Origin of the sequence: Pseudoalteromonas sp. OFAV1 (assembly GCF_021532595.1) — a bacterium.
In the GTDB taxonomy this organism is placed as follows: domain Bacteria; phylum Pseudomonadota; class Gammaproteobacteria; order Enterobacterales; family Alteromonadaceae; genus Pseudoalteromonas; species Pseudoalteromonas lipolytica_C.
Genome location: NZ_JAKGBG010000053.1, coordinates 14,528 through 32,065 on the forward strand (window position 1 = coordinate 14,528; position 17,538 = coordinate 32,065).

The window sequence follows — 17,538 nt, forward strand, 5'->3', positions numbered from 1 at the left end:
AAAAACAAGTCGCAACTTGCCCTAACACAAAAAGGCCGCTGATTATAAGTTAATCAGCGGCCTTTTTCAAGCTTATTGCCAAAATATTAAACGATTTTGGCAGCTTTAATTTTTTACTTACTTGTCTTGTTCAACTTGACCAAACTCAAGCTCAACAGGTGTCGAACGACCGAAGATAAGCACAGACACTTTTACGCGGCTCTTTTCGTAATCCACTTCTTCAACAACACCGCTGAAGTCTGCAAACGGACCATCGATAACACGAACAACTTCACCTGGCTCAAATAATGTAGCCGGCTTAGGTGCTTCTGAGTTTTCTTGAAGACGGTTTAAGATGCGGTCAGCTTCTTTTTGGCTAATTGGCGCAGGACGATCAGACGTACCACCAATGAAGCCCATAACACGTGCTGTGCTATTTACTAAGTGCCAGCTTGCATCGTTCATGTCCATTTGAACTAGTACGTAACCTGGGAAGAATTTACGCTCAGATTTGCGCTTTTGACCTGCACGCATCTCAACAACTTCTTCAGTTGGTACTAATACTTCACCAAAACTATCTTCCAAACCTTCGATCTTGATATGCTCAAGAATGGTTTGTGCTACACGCTTCTCATAACCAGAGAAAGCTTGTACTACGTACCAACGTAGTTTCTTTTCGTTCTTCTCATCCGACATGGGATTAGATCTCCAATCCAGTTAAAAAGCCTACTGCGCGGAATAAAATGCCATCTAATCCCCAAAGGATAAGTGCCATAATCACAGTTGCAACCATTACAATTAATGTCGTATGTGTTGTTTCTTGGCGTGTTGGCCACACAACTTTACGTACTTCGATACGTGCTTCTTTTGCAAATGCAATAAAAGTACGACCTTTTTCAGTTAGTGAGGCAATGCCTAAACCCGCTGCAACAGCAACCACTACACCAATAGCACGTAATAATACAGATTGGTCTGCATACATGTGGTTACCAACGACTGCGCCTGCTAGTAGCGCAATAGCTACAATCCACTTTACTGAATCCATCGCATTCGATGGAGTTTCTACATTCGTGCTCATAATATTTTTACCTTAACTACAGACACAACAACCCTGCGCACTGGCAGGGTTAATCCATTAAAATCTAAACTTAAAAACAGACTTGTTTAAACCGATTTTTAATTTCAGACTTCACACAATGTGTAAAAGTGGCAGGGGCGGAGAGATTCGAACTCCCAACCGTCGGTTTTGGAGACCGCTGTTCTACCAATTGGAACTACGCCCCTGCAAAGTGGATGCCTATTATACTTACGCAATTCATTAACACAAGTGTAAAAGATACCCATAAGTTAAATTCTCACCTGCTGAATTAAAAATCAATATTAACATTGATTAAAAAGCAGTTTATCATCAACCCGATATAGGAACAATTACAATAAATGGACGTTCAATTTGACTGCTCAACATAGCCTATTATTTCGTTTTTTTTGCTCTATTACGCTACTGATTTGTTACTCAGTCAGCTCTCGTCCTCTGCATTTAAGTAGCTTCGATAGTCAACAAGGGCTAAGCCAAAACTCCATCAATTGTAGTATCAACGATGCACAAGGGTTCACGTGGTTTGCAACCCAAGGTGGTTTAAATCGATTTGATGGTTACGAATTTAAGCGTTTTAAAGCAACGGGCTTAAAAGGAAGTATTTCAGGTAATTGGGTCACCGCATGTCTACAAGATAAAAATAATCAGCTTTGGTTTGCTACTGCAAGTAAAGGATTAAACCGCTTAGATACAACAACAGGGCAATTCAACACATATACTTCGTCCAGCTCACTGCTGCCGCTTAGCGATGATAAAATCTGGTCAATGGCGTTTGATAAGTTCGACAACCTGTGGCTTGGCCATGAACAAGGTAAATTAACGATGTTTAATTTACCTAAACAGCAGGTTAAACATTTCCAAATCAAGCTCTCAGGTAATCCAAATATTGTTATTCGCGATATAGTTACAAGCAATAGCCAGTTGTGGCTTGCCACCAGCCATGGCTTAATAAAGTTCAATAGTGTTACAAAACAGTTTGAACAGCATGCCACTATCACCTCGGCACTATGGCACATCAACCTTTTAGCAAACCAGCAACTTTTGGTAGGCGCTAAACACGGCTTATACCTGCTCGAGCCAAAAAACGACACGACCAATGAGATTGCACAATTTAATGGTGTCTGGATCACTGATAGTTTAATTGATAGCAGTAATAATCTTTGGATCACAAGTTATGGAAAAGGCATTTATTTTCTTGAAGCAGACAAAAATATTCATCAGGATATAGTGCAATATCGACATGACGCACAACTGACAAACTCGTTGAAAAGTGATTATTTATTGTCAGTTTATCAAGATCCTCAAGGCGTTATATGGATTGGTAGTGATGGCTTTGGGGTGCAGCGCTACAATCCTTCTCAACAGCAATTTTCTCATCAAACAAAAACTCTCAACGCTGATTCTCTTAGCCACAACTTTATTCGCGCTATTATCAAGCGCAGCAATGGCCAATTGTGGGTAGGTACTCGCGACGGGCTTAATCTACGAACTGAAAATGGCTATAAAAACTATAAGTCTCAACTCCCTAATAGTAATATTTTTGCTCTACACGAAGATAATAAACAGCAATTATGGGTAGGAACCTATGGTGGCGGGTTACTTAAATACCAACAAGACAGCGATGACTTTGCGGTCTTCTCGATGCAAAGTCATCAGTTAAGCAGTAATCGTGTCTACGCAATTGCGAGTGACGGTAACGATATACTTTGGCTTGGCAGCAACCAAGGCCTTACCCGCTTTGACCCGAGCACAGGAAGTGTCCGCCACTTCCAACATGACCCTACTCGTAACAGCCTAGCTAACAACACTGTTTTTACACTCGCTTATGATCATGATGACAATGCGCTTTGGATAGGCACGCGTGCTGGACTCAACAAGTTAGATATAGACACAGAGCACTTTACACTCCTTAATGATCGTTCTTCTTCAGTAGAACAAAATGCGCTCAGCCATAATATGGTCACCTCTTTATTACTGGATAATAAAAACACTATTTGGGTTGGCACTATGCAAGGGCTAAATAAAGTCGACAAACAGACCTTTGCCGTTAAGCACATAACAGAGCAACATGGTCTGGCAAATGACAATATTTTTGATATTTTAGCTGATAAACAGGGTTACCTTTGGCTTGCTACAAATGGTGGCTTATCCCGCTATCAACCGCATACCAGCAAAATACAGCAATTTTTACCCGAACAAGGTATTCAGCATCAATCTTTTATCCTCGGCGCGAGCTTTCAAGCTGCTGATGGCGAACTCTATTTTGGTGGCATCAATGGCTTTAACCACTTTTATCCTGAGCAGTTAGATTTAACTCATACGCCACCTACCCCAGTTTTAACTGAGTTGCTGCTCAACAACCAAGCGATTGAGACGCGTTACTTTGATCAGCAATCTGATTTGCTTATAAATGCCACTAACACGCTTTCTCTGCCGCAATCATCTGGAGTCATCGGGTTTAAGTTTAGCGCTCTACAAAATCCAGCAAGCCCAAACCATTATCAATATGGCTATAAATTAGCAGGTTTTGATGAGCAATTTCTCTATACAGACGCAAGTCTTCGCCAAGTCAATTATCCACAACTCCCTGCTGGGCAATATGAACTACTAATTAAAGCAAAAGATCAGTATGGACAATGGAGTAAAACCAAGTCTTTATTAACACTGACCGTTGTGCCGCCCTGGTGGCAAAGCCCCATTGCATACGTGGTTTATTTTCTTGCCGTATTGAGCGTGGCTTGGTCACTATTAAATGCAATTTACAAACGCAAACTAGCTGAGCAAGACAAACAAAAAGAAGTGGCGTTAAACAAATTAAAAGATCAATTCTTAGATAACATTAGTCATGAGCTAAAAACGCCCCTGAGTTTAATCCTTGCCCCTGTCAGTCAGTTGCAACAGCAACATCAGGACACGCAATCACAAACACACCTTGCGAGTATTAAACGCAACAGCCAACGGTTACTTGAACTTATTAATCAATTACTGCAATTAAGCAAACGACCAAGTACTGCTGTGTACACTGTTTCTCCATATTCATTAGCACGTTTTTTAACCGAGCTTACGCAAGACTTCGCCCCGCTATTTGCGCAAAAAAACTTACAGTTTAGTTTTCAAGATAATGATCATTTATTATGTGCGACTAATATTGCACCTAATCACGCCCATTCTATTTTTAGTAACTTAATCAATAACGCCTTAAAGTACACTCCTGAAGGTGGCAGTGTCAGCGTAAGCCTAACGGTTAATCAGCAACAAGCCATAATAAATATAACCGACACCGGAATAGGTATTGCTGTTGAGGATCAGCATCAGGTTTTTAAGCGCTTTACACGTGTAGCGTCAATCGAATCAGGCAGTGGTATCGGCCTAACATTAGTAAAACAACTTGTGGAAGCATATGGAGGAGAAATAACACTTCACAGCGAGATAGGTAAAGGTAGCTGCTTTAGTGTTTCATTGCCGGTTGTTATGAACACCAACCAGAGCAAAACGACCTTAGAACATCGCAGTGCTAAACAAACCCTTCTCATTGTTGAAGACAATCATGATATGACACAGCTACTGCTCAGCTTATTTAATCAAGAATTTAACTGTCTTTGTGCTGCTGATGGCCAACACGCGATTTCCCTTTGCCAAGATGAATTACCAGATCTCATTATTAGTGATGTGATGATGCCAGTTATGGATGGTTATCAGCTACTGGCTAAACTACGTGAAAATCCTGCCACCAGCCATGTCCCAGTGTTACTTTTATCTGCAAAAGCAGATACGCAAAGCCGCTTAAAAGGGCTTGACTTGTTAGCTGATGACTTTTTGAGTAAGCCTTTCGAACCGACTCTTTTGATCAGCCGCGTTAAAAGTCTGATAAGTTTACGCCAGCTATTAAATCAACACTTAACTGCACAACTAGCCGCCCCCATAGCAACGAGTCCCACAGAGACCATGGTAGTGCAAAACAAAGACTACTGCTTTACTGAAAAACTCAAGCAAGTGGTATTAACCCACTATCAAGATGAAGGATTCTCAGTTGAACAGCTCGCCGCAGCAATGTGTATGAGTACTCGCGCTTTACAGCTGAAGATGAAATCACTCTACTCCCTCACTCCTTCAGATTATTTACGTAATACACGCATTGAACTAGCAGCAAAGCAGCTTATTAATAGCTCATACTCAATAGGTCAAGTTGCCCAAAATAACGGTTTTAGTTCACAAAGCTACTTCGCAAGAAGCTTCAAAGTGCAATATGGGATCTCACCAAAGCAATACCGAGAAAAATATACAAAACAAGCAGATTTTCGCGTCAGTGAATAAAGTTTTCGTCTGAGTACTATTAACAAGCCACTGATTTACCTACTTTATATCCATAAAAATTCAAACAGCTCACACATTGTTGTTAGCCAGTTTTCTGCATGAGATATCAGTTAAGGAAAATCATATGCTCACAAAAACACACAAGGCGATCTCGCTAACGTTATTTGCAGCAGCACTGAGTGCATGTCAAAGCACGTCGACATCAACAAGTAATAAAAATAGTCCAAATGTAAATGAAGTCGCACAGCAACAATATAACGGCCCAAAAGCTCGCATCGCTGTAGCCCGCTTTACCGATAAATCAAATGATTCGCGTTGGTGGCGAAAAGAAATCGGTGAAGGTATGGCAGATCAATTAACAACCGCATTAGTCAGTACCAATCGATTTATTGTTTTAGAAAGACAAGCACTCGATGCGGTGTTATCTGAGCAAGATCTCGCTGTTTCAGGGCGCGTAAGTGCAGCATCAGGAGCAGCTTATGGTGAAATCGAAGGTGCCGAAATCGTGGTAGTTGCAGCGGTTACTGAGTTCGATGATGATAGTTCAGGTGCCAGTGTAGGCAGCGGTGGTTTTATTGGTGATGTATTTAGTTCAGTATCGGCTGGTTTCTCAGGCTCACACATGGCCATTGATTTACGCCTAATTGATACCCGCACCTCGCGAATTCTAGCCGCAACCAGCGTTGAAGGTGGCAGTAAAGACTTCGATTTCACATCAGCAGCGACTAACTTTGGCGGTGCACTTGTCGGTGGAAATTTAAGTGGCTGGTCAAACACGCCAAAAGAAAAAGCATTGCGCGAAGTAATCGTAAAAGCCGTTGAATTCTTAGAGTCAAAAGTGCCCACAACTTATTATCGTTATAATAGCGACAACACCATAGCAGCTGGCTACAAGGCCCCTGCACCACTAAAAGTAACCACTGCTGCAGCACCGGCTAAAGCGCCAATAGCATCGGTTACTGTTCCGAGTCACAGAATGCCTTACTATGAAAAAACAGACCTGGCGATGTCACGACTCAATTTAGTGTGTTTAGGTTACTTGAAGCAGCAACCACACTATGAAGAATTTGACGTTGAAGACGTAAAGTATGATCAAGCCACTGTGATTGCGCTCACTGAATATCAGCAAGAAAATAAGCTAAAAGTGACGGGGCTTGCAGATGAAGCAACTAAAAAATCTCTTGATGATACACAGTGTATTGCCAAAACCAACAAGTCACACTTAGAAAGCTTAGGTAGCATGTTTAAATTTGACTGAGTAAACTTACAGCCAGTGTTAGCACTGGCTGTATCACCGTTTTTATTGGCGCCTTTACTACACTAACCTGCTACATATCACACTACTTGCAACAACTCACCACGATAAAAATCACATAACAACCAAATTTGTTGAAAGGGATGCTGCTTAGGCACATCAAGGTGAGTAAGTACTGACTTAAAATCATCAAAATGCCATATAGTACTGGCATTTCGAATTAATAACCAAGGCTGCGAAGACTCGTAATGTTTCTTAGCTTTTTGTGCCAGCAATCGATGCAAAGCACAGTGCAAACGCTCGTTACTGGGCGCTAAAGCCATTTCAGCGAGATCGCGCTGCATTGAGATAGACAGCGGGCGACCTAGCACCGCCATCGCTTCTGTTTCACTGGCATATAAATGCGCTATTTCAATATCGAGCCGTTCATCACCTTTATAACAACTCACATCTGGTTTACTTGGTGTGTTATGCCAGATATTACGCATGGTTACACCAAACTGCTTTTCGTAGCAGCGTAAAAATAGCTTTGCCGCACTATGCTCGAGTGCTATTTTTTCTTGTTCACTCTCACGATTCATTTAATGTCGCATATACATCACTTAATAACCCAGAAGCGCCGAAACGAAATAGCTCTGGCTGTAAGTACGCTTCACCCATGATTGATTCGGCTAAGGCTAAATACTCAGCAGCATCAGTGACTGTTCTGACTCCCCCAGCAGCCTTAAAACCAACCTTTTTACCAGTCGCTTTAATGGTATTTAACATGATGGCTGTTGCAGCTAGCGTTGCATTAACAGCCACTTTACCGGTACTGGTTTTAACGAAGTCAGCACTGCCATTAATTGCCAGCTTAGTTGCCGTTGCAATAAGATCATCGGTTAATTCGCCACTTTCGATAATGACTTTAAGTTGCGCTTGGCTGCCACATGCCTCTTTTGACGCTTTGACATACTCTAAAACTTTGCGCTCATCACCGGCAATCAGTGCTTTATAGGGGATCACTAAATCAATTTCGTCGGCTCCGCGCTCAATGGCAAACAGTGTTTCATTTATCACTTGTTCTAAAGGCTGCTCCCCATCAGGAAAGTTTGTAACTGTCGCCACTTTTACGTGCTGAAGTTCACGCTCAGCGAGTGCCAGTTTAGCGTCACTAACAAATTGGCTGTACACACAAACCGCCGCAGGGATGCCCAGTTTTGGCTCAATACTAGCAACCAAGTTATTAATTGATTCTGTGGTGTCGGTGTCATTCAGAGTTGTTAAGTCCATCAGCGCCACCGCTTGAGCAGCGATTGTTTGTGTTTTATTCATTACGTTTACTTTTTTGTTGCTATCTTAGTGACCTATAGTAGCAAATTTTTATCATTCGGCTATAAATCATAACTAATCACCATAAGGCAACTAATTTACTTGTAACTCGCCGCAATCCCTTGTTAACTAAGCCTTAAGCCAAACATAACCACCATATATAACTTTTAGCTATATAAACTTGGTTTTAATTATTTTTTACTTTATATGGAGCACTATATTCTGCTTACCTGCAATAAGCAGTTTATTCAATGTGTTTTAGGGGTGTAGACAAAGTGCAATATTTACCAATCTTTACCAAATTAGACGACAAGCCTGTTCTGGTAGTCGGCGGTGGGGATGTTGCGTTACGCAAGTGCCGAGCATTTTTAAAAGCCCGCGCCAACGTGACCTTAGTCGCCCCTGCATTTTGTGATGAACTACAAGAGCTTGCAAAGCAAGGTGATGTAACGCTTATTAACGACTTTTTCAAAGAGCAGTATTTAGAGCAACAGATGCTAGTGATTGCTGCTACTGATATCGACAGCGTAAATGAGGAGGTGTTTAAGCTTGCCAATGCACGCAATATCTTCGTAAACGTGGTAGATGACCAACCTAAGTGCAGCTTTATTTTTCCATCAATTGTTGACCGTGACCCGATCACAATTGCAATTTCAAGCGCCGGTACAGCGCCAGTTTTAGCACGTCGTTTACGTGAAAAACTCGAAACGCTTATTCCACAGCATATTGGGCCACTAGCAAGTCTAGTCGGCAGCTTTCGTGACAAAGTAAAACAACGCTTTAAACACTTTGCCGATCGTCGCCAGTTTTGGGAAGGCGTATTTGATTCATCAGTCGTGAGCAAAGTTCAAGCGGGAAATACCGAAGCTGCCACAGCGCAGCTAGAGCAGATGTTAGATGCCAAGCCTGAGCCTGAAGGCGAAGTGTATGTTGTTGGTGCAGGTCCTGGCGACCCTGAGCTATTAACGCTAAAAGCACTACAATTAATGCAACAAGCCGACGTGGTTGTATATGACTACTTGGTTTCTGATGAAATTATGGATTTAGTGCGCCGTGATGCCGATTTGGTTTGCGTGGGTAAACGTTTAGGCGATCACAGTGTTGCACAAGAAGATACTAATCAGATGCTGGTCGATTTTGCCAAGCAAGGCAAAAAAGTATGCCGTATTAAAGGTGGCGATCCATTTATTTATGGCCGTGGTGGTGAAGAGGTGCAAGTTCTCGCAGCTAATCAAGTACGTTACCAAATCGTACCGGGTATTACTGCTGCTGCAGGTTGTAGTGCTTATGCTGGCATTCCACTTACTCACAGAGATCATGCCCAAGCCATTCAGTTTGTAACGGGTCACTGTAAAAAAGATGGTCAAGAATTAGATTGGCAGTCACTTGCCAAACCAAATCAGACCTTAGCGATTTATATGGGGGTGATTAAATCACCACATATTCAAGCACAATTATTAAAACATGGCCGCGGTGCAGACACACCCGTAGCCATTATCGAAAACGGCACACGTAAAGAACAACGTGTGGTTACAGGGCAATTAGGTGAGCTGGCCGATTTGATTTCGCGCCATAGCATTATTTCACCCGCCTTATTAATTATTGGCGAAGTTGCATCATTGCATCATCAACTTGCATGGTTTGGTCAAACCGAGCAAACCAGCAGCTTTGCCCAGCCTTTAACTGGCGTAGCTTAATTTAACTTTTAATCATTTTAGTAGGACGACTAACAATGGCTTTAACACACCTTCAGCAATTAGAAGCTGAAAGTATCAAAATCATGCGCGAAGTTGCTGCTGAGTTTGAAAACCCGGTGATGCTTTATTCAATCGGTAAAGATTCATCAGTGTTATTACACTTAGCGCGTAAAGCGTTTTACCCAGCAAAAATTCCATTTCCACTTTTGCACGTTGATACCAACTGGAAGTTTAAGGAAATGATTGAGTTTCGTGACCGCCTTGCTAAAGAGTATGGTTTTGATTTAATCGTCCATAAAAACCCAGAAGGTTTAGCGATTGATATCAATCCATTTGTGCATGGCTCAGCTAAACACACCGACATCATGAAAACGCAAGGCTTAAAGCAAGCGTTAGACAAATACGGCTTTGATGCTGCGTTTGGTGGTGCACGTCGTGACGAAGAGAAATCACGTGCTAAAGAGCGTGTTTACTCATTCCGTGACAAACACCACAGATGGGATCCAAAAAACCAACGTCCAGAGCTTTGGAATACGTATAACAGCCAAGTTAACCCGGGCGAAAGTATTCGTGTATTCCCGCTTTCTAACTGGACTGAGCTTGATATTTGGCAGTACATCTACCAAGAAAACATTGAAATGGTTCCACTTTACCTTGCCAAAGAACGCCCTGTAGTTGAGCGTAATGGCACGCTTATTATGGTTGATGACGAGCGTATGCCTTTAGAAGAAGGTGAAGTACCGCAAATGAAATCGGTCCGCTTCCGTACTCTTGGTTGTTACCCGCTAACGGGTGCTGTGGAATCAACAGCAGGAACCTTAACTGAAATTATTGAAGAGATGCTGCTTTCTACCTCTTCTGAGCGTGAAGGCCGCGTGATTGATCACGACTCTGCTGGTTCAATGGAAAAGAAAAAACGTGAGGGCTATTTCTAATGTCTAAAACAAACGACACGATTAATGAAGTAAGAGAGCTAGGCATCGACGCCTACCTTGCGCGTCAACAAGACAAAAGCCTTTTACGCATGCTGACTTGTGGTAGTGTAGATGACGGTAAATCAACGCTGATTGGCCGCCTTTTACACGACAGCCACCAAATTTATGAAGACCAACTTGCAGCCCTGCATAAAGACAATGAAAAAGTCGGTAATGCCGGTGAAGAGCTTGATTTAGCACTCCTTGTAGATGGTCTTCAAGCTGAGCGTGAGCAAGGTATTACGATTGACGTTGCTTATCGTTACTTCTCTACAGCAAAACGTAAATTCATTATTGCTGATACACCAGGACATGAGCAATACACACGCAACATGGTGACCGGCGCATCAACTAGTGACGTGGCGATTATCCTAGTTGACGCTCGTTACGGCGTACAAGTACAAACTAAGCGTCATAGCTTTATCTGTGACTCATTAGGTATTAAGCAGTTTGTTGTTGCTATCAATAAGATGGATATCGTCGATTTCGATGAAACGGTATACGAGAAAATCAAAGCCGACTACCTTAAGTTTGCAGAGCAGCTAAACGTTACTAATATCAAATTTGTGCCGATGTCAGCGCTAAAAGGTGACAACGTAGTAACACGCTCAGAGCACACACCTTATTACACAGAAAAGCCACTGCTGGAGTTACTTGAAGACTCACCAGCGGCTGAAATTGATAACGGGTTTGAAGCCCGCTTACCAGTGCAATATGTAGTACGCCCAAACTTAGACTTCCGAGGTTTCCAAGGCACTTTAACGTCTGGCAAACTTAGCGTGGGTGATGCAGTGAAAGTATTACCATCGGGTAAAAGCTCGAGCATCAAAGAGATTGTCACTTTCGATGGTAACCTAGATACCGCTGAAGCAGGCCAAGCAATTACCTTAACGTTAAACGACGAAATTGATATCAGTCGTGGCGATGTGATTGTACCTGCAGCCTCAAATGCTACTGTAACAAACCGTATTCAAGCTAAATTAGTATGGATGCATGAAGCACCGTTAGTATTAGGTAAAAGCTACAACTTTAAGTTAGGCAGCAAAAATACCTCGGCAGTGGTAAGAAAGATCGATCACACGATTGATGTTAATACCCTAGAGCATGGTCAAGCTGACTCATTACAGCTTAACGAAATTGCCATTGTAACCCTAGAGCTTACAGAAACAATTTTGGCTGATGAGTACCATAACAACCATGAAACAGGTGCATTTATCCTAATTGATCGCTTATCTAACCTGACCGTTGCTGCAGGTATGATTGAACAATTACTTAGCACCGAAGAGCAACAAAGTAACTTTAGCGATTTTGAAGTTGAATTTAACGCATTAGTACGCAAGCACTTCCCTCATTGGCAAGCGCTTGATATAACTAAGCTTAAATAATCACCATTCGCCTGTTATAGGAAGTAAAAAGCATGTATCAACAGCTGGTATTAACAGGCATTATGCTGGTATTAGTCGGGTGCCTTTTTGGCACTCGACTAAAACCTGCATGGTTATTTGTCGGCGCCATTGGTATTAGTTATTTAGCTGGGCTGATCAGCCTTGAAGATATGCTAATTAACTATGCAAATCCTTCTTTAATTACTCTTATTCTACTTGTACTCGTTTCGATAGCGGTAGAAAAAACCACGTTAGTGCAAAAGCTTGCTCAGTCTCTTTCGAAAGGTAGCCTGACAAGTTCGGTAACTAAACTGGGTTTATCAACTGCCTTTTTATCATCATTTACTAATAATACAGCAGTAGTAGCATCACTTATCAGTGCAATAAAAGAAAGCCCGACACATTCACCGTCTAAGCTTTTGTTGCCTTTATCGTACACTGCCATTTTAGGTGGCACGATCACCCTGATAGGTACCTCAACCAATTTAATTGTTAATGGCTTTGCCGTTGAAGCGGGCATGGAGCCACTTGGTTTTTTTGATTTTACCTTGATTGGTTTAGGCGCATTGAGCGTCGGACTTATCACTATTTTAGTAATGCTCAAGTATTTACCAGATAACGGTAAAAATGACCAAGAAGTGGTGCCCTTTTACCTTGAAGGTAAAGTCGAAACAGGCTCTAAACTAATTGGTAAAAGTGTTGAGGAAAATGGCCTTCGTGAATTAAAAGACTTGTTCTTAGCCGAAATAATCCGTGGTGATAAACGTATTTGTGCGGTTACCCCAAAACAAGTTATTAAAGAAGGTGACGTACTGCTGTTTGTAGGTGATATAAAGTCAGTACCTCTGCTCACCCAATTTGACGGCTTAAAAGTTGTGCACGACAAACATGAGAAAGACGTTGAGCACCTAGTTGAAGTTGTTGTTAGTCATTCATCAAAATACATTGGTAAAACAATTAAAGAAATTCGCTTTCGTGAACAATTTCATGCAGCCGTTATTGCCATTCGCCGCGGCCATGACCGTTTACAAGGTGGCTTAGGTAAAGTTCAACTGCAAGCGGGTGATTCCTTGATCCTTGCTCCTGGCAAAGCATTTTACTCGCTGCCCAATTTAAAACGCGAGTTTGTTTATATATCAGGCCTTGATTTACAAACCCATTTAAAACCTAAGCAATCAAATATTGTGCTGGCAAGTTTTGCAACCGTACTAGGGTTAAGTATTGTTGGCCTAGTGCCATTAGTAAAAGGCCTACTCGTTCTTCTTATTGGTTTAATGCTAACGGGCACAATCAAGCTAAGTGAAGTAAAACGTCGCTTCCCAATAGAGTTACTCGCAGTAGTCGGTAGTGCCATTGGCCTTGCCAAACTCATGATAGGCACAGGCCTTGCCGGTGAAATTTCGTCGGCCATGTTATACGTATTAGGTGACTTTGGGCCTTACGGCGCATTTATCGCCATATTCTTAATGACGGTTTTATTTACCGAACTCATTACCAACAATGCCGCTGCAGCGCTTTCGTTTCCGGTAGCGTATGCACTCGCCGTTGGTTTTGATGTATCACCGTTGCCTTTTATTATGGCTGTTGCATTTGGTGCATCAGCGAGCTTCATTTCGCCATTTGGTTATCAAACTAACTTGATGGTTTACAGCGCGGGAAATTACCGCCTTAAAGATTACATTGCCATGGGCTTACCTTTATCGATTATTTACTCGATTACGGTTTTAACACTCATACCACTGGTATTCCCATTTCAATAACGAGAGTAAAGACAATGGATGAAAATATTGTTTGGCATAATTACGCCATTAGCAAATCACAGCGTAGTGAGCAAAAAAAGCATAAGCCTGCCATTTTATGGTTCACAGGTTTTTCAGGTTCAGGCAAAAGTACAGTTGCTAACGCACTAGAAAGCGCATTAAACCAGTTAGGCGTTCACACCTACCTACTTGATGGCGACAATGTGCGTCATGGCTTATGTAAAGATCTTGGCTTTACTGATGAAGACCGCGTGGAAAACATTCGTCGCGTAGGTGAAACTGCCAAGCTGATGGTCGATGCCGGTCTTGTGGTATTAACCGCATTTATTTCGCCATTCCAAAGCGAACGCGATATGGTAAGAAACTTAGTAGAGGATGGTGAGTTTATTGAGGTATTTTTAGATACCCCGCTCGACGTGTGTGAAACACGCGACCCTAAAGGGCTTTATAAAAAAGCGCGTGCAGGTGAAATTAAGCACTTCACAGGTATCGACTCAGACTATCAAATCCCTACATCGCCAGAAATTAAAATCGATACCAGTAAAAACAGCCTAGACCAATCGGTGCAAGAACTGGTAGCGTATTTAAAACAACAGCAAATTATAGGTTAAGTCATGAATCAAACGGAACTGCTAGAAGAAATCTTACTCCTCGCACGCCAAGCCGGCAGTGCAATAATGGGGATTTACGAAAAGGACTTTAATGTTGAGTACAAAGCTGATGAAAGCCCAGTGACCGACGCCGACCTAGCAGCTCACAAAGTGATTGTGAATGGCTTACAACATCTCACCCCTGATGTACCAATTCTAAGCGAAGAAAGCGCTGATATTAGCTGGGATATCCGTCAAACTTGGCAACGCTACTGGTTAGTAGACCCAATTGATGGCACCAAAGAGTTCATTAAAAAGAATGGCGAGTTCACTGTAAACATTGCCTTGATTGAAAAAGGTAAACCGGTATTGGCCGTTGTCGATGCACCGGCATTAGGTGTGTCGTATATTGCTGCAGAAGCAATAGGTGCCTTTAAAGATAAAGGTGATGAGCGTATCGAACTTAAGGTAACCCGTAAACCAAATAAAGGGCTTATCCGTGTTGTCGGCAGTCGTTCACACCCCTCTCCTGATTTAGCTGAATTCGTAAAACAGTTTGAAGATGTAGAAATGGTTTCAAAGGGCAGCTCACTAAAACTTTGCCTTGTTGCCGAAGGGAGTGCAGATATATACCCACGCCTTGGCCCAACCTGTGAGTGGGATACCGGAGCAGGTCATGCGATTGCTGAAATAGCAGGCGCAACGGTTAGCAAACTCGATGGCAGCCCACTACTGTATAACAGTAAAGAAGAGTATCTGAATCCGTATTTTGTCGTATCGGCGTTACAGGACTAAAAGCGTTCCGTTAAATAACGTAGGCTGGGTTGAGCGTAGCGAAACCCAGCACCTTTCTTATCATCTCAAAGTAAGTCTATAGATTTAACGCCTACCACTTAATGGTGAAACCCACCTAGATAATAAGTCCTTGTTCCTATAATATTTTGCTCTCTTAATCTATTAAAGGAATAACCATGACGACTGTTGAAAAAGCAATTGAAGCCGGTTACGAGGCACAAATTACTGCACTTTATAAAGCCCTTTCACAAGGAGTGCTTGCCGCTAATGGCGATGAAAGTGAAATCACAGCAGCTGAAGCGCGTTTTAAGAAAGGTTTAGCATTTGCCGCAGACATTAAAGCTCGCGCACTTGCAGCAGCAGAATAAATACCACAACAGGGCTTTATAAATAAGCCCTGCCACCTTCCTTTGTAAGTCTCTCCTTACAGCATAGTTATCTAAATACAACGCTAAAACATGCATTCTTAATCGCTTTTCTATATGCTGCGCGACAATTATTATTCTAATAGTGGAGTGCTAATGAACACACATCAAGATGCTATGCCGTATGATGCATCGACAACAAGTAGTAACTCAAAATGGAACCTTCATGACACCCAATGGGTGTTAAGTTTATTTGGCACCGCAGTCGGTGCAGGGATTTTATTCTTACCAATTAATATCGGCATCGGCGGATTTTGGCCTTTGATTATCATGGCATGCCTTGCTTTTCCGATGACTTACTTAGCTCACAGAGGTTTAGCCCGATTTGTTTTATCATCAAAAAAGCCTGAAGCAGACTTTACCGATGTAGTAGAAGAACACTTTGGCATTAATGCAGGACGCCTGATTTCTTTACTGTATTTTCTGTCTATCTTCCCTATCTTACTTATTTATGGTGTTGGCTTAACCAATACTGTAGACAGCTTTATCGTTAATCAATTAGGTATGGAGTCACCACCACGCGTGCTGTTATCTGGTGTGCTCGTTGGCGGTATGATCAGTTTAATGCTAGGTGGCGAAGCTCTCATGTTACGTGCTTTTGCAATCCTTGTTTATCCTCTCGTCGCTATCTTGTTCTTCTTATCGATTTACTTGATCCCAAGCTGGCAAATGCCAGATGTATCAGTCCCTGAGTTTTCAGGATTCATGAAAACACTTTGGTTATCAATACCTATCATTGTATTCTCATTTAGCCATGCTGCAGCAATATCAAGTTTTGTGCATGTACAGCGCGCTCACTACGGCAATAATGCCAAAATGAAGTCAGAAGCAATTCTAAAGCGCACCAGCTTATTGTTAATTGTATTTGTTTTATTATTTGTTTTTTCGTGCGTGCTGTCGCTTTCTAGTGAGCAAATGGTACAAGCAAAAGCAGATAACGTATCTATCTTGTCATTCCTTGCCAATATTACTGATAACTCGTTTATTGCGACCTTAGGGCCATTAGTTGCCTTTATCGCAATTACCTCATCGTTCTTAGGTCACTTTTTAGGTGCTCGTGAAAGCTTCAACGGCTTAGTCAGTAAACAAGCGCATATGAACCCTAAGCTTGTTGATAAGATTGGCACTGTCATCATGTTCTTCGCTATTTGGTATTGCTCAGTGATCAACCCAAGTATTTTAGACATGATGGATCAGCTATCAGGCCCAATCATCGCCATGATCCTTTTCATCATGCCAATGATTGCCGTATATAAGGTTCCTAGCTTACACAAATACAGAAACCGCTTGAGCACACTGTTCGTATTAACAGTAGGCTCTCTAGCCGTATTTGCGCTTATCTACAGCATGATTAAGTAATCTCATCATTGCTAGATATAGAAGCCCAGCCGGGAAACCGGCTGGGCTTTTTTGTTAGTAACTGGAAAGTTGGAAGGCGTGGCGTAGGTTGGGTAGAGCGCAGCGAAACCCAACACAGAGCTATCAGCTTTCAGCCGTCAGCGATCAGCCGCTCGGTGTGGGTGTTTGGTGCTGCGTCTTCCTATGCCGGGGGCTCTAAGCAAAGTGTACTTGTAGGAATGGCTTTAGCCGTGAATGTGTTTGTTCTGGTCTGAATTCGGCACTGAAGTGCCTCCTACGGGGGGTGTTGCAGAGGGTGACTCTGTACTAAACAACACCACAGTTCAACTTTACCCTCGCTAACTAGCAACTCGCTAACTCGTGTTGGGTTTCGCTTCGCTCTACCCAACCTACCTAAAGAATGAATAAGGCACGTTTTGTGGATAGCTTAAACGCAAAAAAGCCCGACTCTTTCGAATCGGGCTTTCTCTTATTTGGAGCCTGGCGATGTCCTACTTTCACATGGCAAATGCCACACTATCATCGGCGCTGTTTCGTTTCACTACTGAGTTCGGCATGGGGTCAGGTGGGTCCAAAACGCTATTGTCACCAAGCAAAT

14 protein-coding genes, 1 tRNA gene and 1 rRNA gene are annotated in these 17,538 nt (G+C 42.3%); 10 read left to right on the forward strand and 6 right to left on the reverse strand.

What is annotated here, in order from left to right; genetic code table 11:
- Positions 1–117: 117 nt before the first annotated feature.
- The 3 genes from nusG to L1267_RS20230 all read right to left on the reverse strand — a co-directional run bounded on the left by nusG (position 118) and on the right by L1267_RS20230 (position 1,263).
- Positions 118–675: a transcription termination/antitermination protein NusG gene (nusG, locus tag L1267_RS20220; protein WP_036971577.1), complete on the reverse strand. Its 558-nt coding sequence runs from the start codon at positions 673–675 to the stop codon at positions 118–120.
- Positions 676–679: 4 nt separating this feature from the next.
- Positions 680–1,057, reverse strand: a complete 378-nt coding sequence (gene secE / locus L1267_RS20225; protein ID WP_135922811.1) for a preprotein translocase subunit SecE — start codon at positions 1,055–1,057, stop codon at positions 680–682.
- A 129-nt stretch (positions 1,058–1,186) separates the two neighbouring features.
- Positions 1,187–1,263 (reverse strand) — tRNA-Trp (locus L1267_RS20230).
- Positions 1,264–1,429: 166 nt separating this feature from the next.
- Between L1267_RS20230 and L1267_RS20235 the strand changes: the two genes are divergently transcribed.
- Both L1267_RS20235 and L1267_RS20240 read left to right on the forward strand, forming a co-directional pair.
- Positions 1,430–5,389: a two-component regulator propeller domain-containing protein gene (locus tag L1267_RS20235; RefSeq protein ID WP_235383921.1), complete on the forward strand. Its 3,960-nt coding sequence runs from the start codon at positions 1,430–1,432 to the stop codon at positions 5,387–5,389.
- Between the two features lie 124 nt (positions 5,390–5,513).
- Positions 5,514–6,647 (forward strand): CsgG/HfaB family protein, encoded by a 1,134-nt coding sequence (locus L1267_RS20240; protein WP_135922813.1) that lies wholly within the window; start codon positions 5,514–5,516, stop codon positions 6,645–6,647.
- 77 nt (positions 6,648–6,724) lie between these two features.
- Here L1267_RS20240 and L1267_RS20245 read toward each other — a convergent pair whose 3' ends face one another.
- Positions 6,725–7,225, reverse strand: coding sequence for a hypothetical protein (locus L1267_RS20245; protein ID WP_135922814.1), 501 nt, complete (start codon positions 7,223–7,225; stop codon positions 6,725–6,727).
- The gene (deoC, locus tag L1267_RS20250) at positions 7,215–7,958 is read right to left on the reverse strand and encodes a deoxyribose-phosphate aldolase (RefSeq protein ID WP_138558473.1); all 744 of its coding nucleotides are present in this window, start codon (positions 7,956–7,958) and stop codon (positions 7,215–7,217) included. Before deoC ends, L1267_RS20245 begins: the two co-directional genes overlap by 11 nt.
- A gap of 272 nt (positions 7,959–8,230) precedes the next feature.
- Between deoC and cysG the strand changes: the two genes are divergently transcribed.
- From cysG to L1267_RS20290, 8 genes are all read left to right on the forward strand, one after another.
- Positions 8,231–9,652 (forward strand): siroheme synthase CysG, encoded by a 1,422-nt coding sequence (gene cysG, locus L1267_RS20255; protein WP_135922816.1) that lies wholly within the window; start codon positions 8,231–8,233, stop codon positions 9,650–9,652.
- A 35-nt stretch (positions 9,653–9,687) separates the two neighbouring features.
- Complete coding sequence (cysD, locus tag L1267_RS20260; protein WP_135922817.1) at positions 9,688–10,587, forward strand: sulfate adenylyltransferase subunit CysD; 900 nt, start codon at positions 9,688–9,690, stop codon at positions 10,585–10,587.
- Positions 10,587–12,011 carry a sulfate adenylyltransferase subunit CysN gene (gene cysN, locus L1267_RS20265; RefSeq protein ID WP_235383922.1) on the forward strand — a complete coding sequence of 475 codons (1,425 nt, stop codon included), beginning with the start codon at positions 10,587–10,589 and terminating at the stop codon, positions 12,009–12,011. Before cysD ends, cysN begins: the two co-directional genes overlap by 1 nt.
- 32 nt (positions 12,012–12,043) lie before the next feature.
- Positions 12,044–13,771, forward strand: coding sequence for an SLC13 family permease (locus L1267_RS20270; protein ID WP_135922819.1), 1,728 nt, complete (start codon positions 12,044–12,046; stop codon positions 13,769–13,771).
- Positions 13,772–13,785: 14 nt separating this feature from the next.
- A complete protein-coding gene (gene cysC, locus L1267_RS20275) occupies positions 13,786–14,382 on the forward strand; it encodes an adenylyl-sulfate kinase (protein ID WP_235383923.1) in 597 nt (198 codons plus the stop codon).
- A gap of 3 nt (positions 14,383–14,385) precedes the next feature.
- Complete coding sequence (cysQ, locus tag L1267_RS20280; protein WP_054554817.1) at positions 14,386–15,156, forward strand: 3'(2'),5'-bisphosphate nucleotidase CysQ; 771 nt, start codon at positions 14,386–14,388, stop codon at positions 15,154–15,156.
- Between the two features lie 176 nt (positions 15,157–15,332).
- Positions 15,333–15,524, forward strand: a complete 192-nt coding sequence (locus L1267_RS20285) for a hypothetical protein (protein ID WP_063700758.1) — start codon at positions 15,333–15,335, stop codon at positions 15,522–15,524.
- Positions 15,525–15,677: 153 nt separating this feature from the next.
- Entirely contained in the window at positions 15,678–16,940 is a 1,263-nt protein-coding gene (locus tag L1267_RS20290) for an aromatic amino acid transport family protein (protein ID WP_235383924.1), read from the forward strand.
- A gap of 478 nt (positions 16,941–17,418) precedes the next feature.
- On the opposite strand, the gene rrf is transcribed toward L1267_RS20290, so the two are convergent.
- Positions 17,419–17,533: ribosomal RNA gene (gene rrf / locus L1267_RS20295) — 5S ribosomal RNA — on the reverse strand.
- Positions 17,534–17,538 lie beyond the last annotated feature (5 nt).

Bases quoted from the DNA above. Each gene is read 5' to 3' on its own strand.
- L1267_RS20290 (WP_235383924.1), top strand. From the start codon at position 15,678: ATGAACACACATCAAGATGCTATGCCGTATGATGCATCGACAACAAGT.
- cysQ (WP_054554817.1), top strand. From the start codon at position 14,386: ATGAATCAAACGGAACTGCTAGAAGAAATCTTACTCCTCGCACGCCAA.
- deoC (WP_138558473.1), bottom strand. From the start codon at position 7,958: ATGAATAAAACACAAACAATCGCTGCTCAAGCGGTGGCGCTGATGGAC.
- secE (WP_135922811.1), bottom strand. From the start codon at position 1,057: ATGAGCACGAATGTAGAAACTCCATCGAATGCGATGGATTCAGTAAAG.
- cysN (WP_235383922.1), top strand. From the start codon at position 10,587: ATGTCTAAAACAAACGACACGATTAATGAAGTAAGAGAGCTAGGCATC.
- L1267_RS20240 (WP_135922813.1), top strand. From the start codon at position 5,514: ATGCTCACAAAAACACACAAGGCGATCTCGCTAACGTTATTTGCAGCA.
- cysC (WP_235383923.1), top strand. From the start codon at position 13,786: ATGGATGAAAATATTGTTTGGCATAATTACGCCATTAGCAAATCACAG.
- L1267_RS20270 (WP_135922819.1), top strand. From the start codon at position 12,044: ATGTATCAACAGCTGGTATTAACAGGCATTATGCTGGTATTAGTCGGG.
- nusG (WP_036971577.1), bottom strand. From the start codon at position 675: ATGTCGGATGAGAAGAACGAAAAGAAACTACGTTGGTACGTAGTACAA.
- L1267_RS20285 (WP_063700758.1), top strand. From the start codon at position 15,333: ATGACGACTGTTGAAAAAGCAATTGAAGCCGGTTACGAGGCACAAATT.
- cysD (WP_135922817.1), top strand. From the start codon at position 9,688: ATGGCTTTAACACACCTTCAGCAATTAGAAGCTGAAAGTATCAAAATC.
- L1267_RS20245 (WP_135922814.1), bottom strand. From the start codon at position 7,225: ATGAATCGTGAGAGTGAACAAGAAAAAATAGCACTCGAGCATAGTGCG.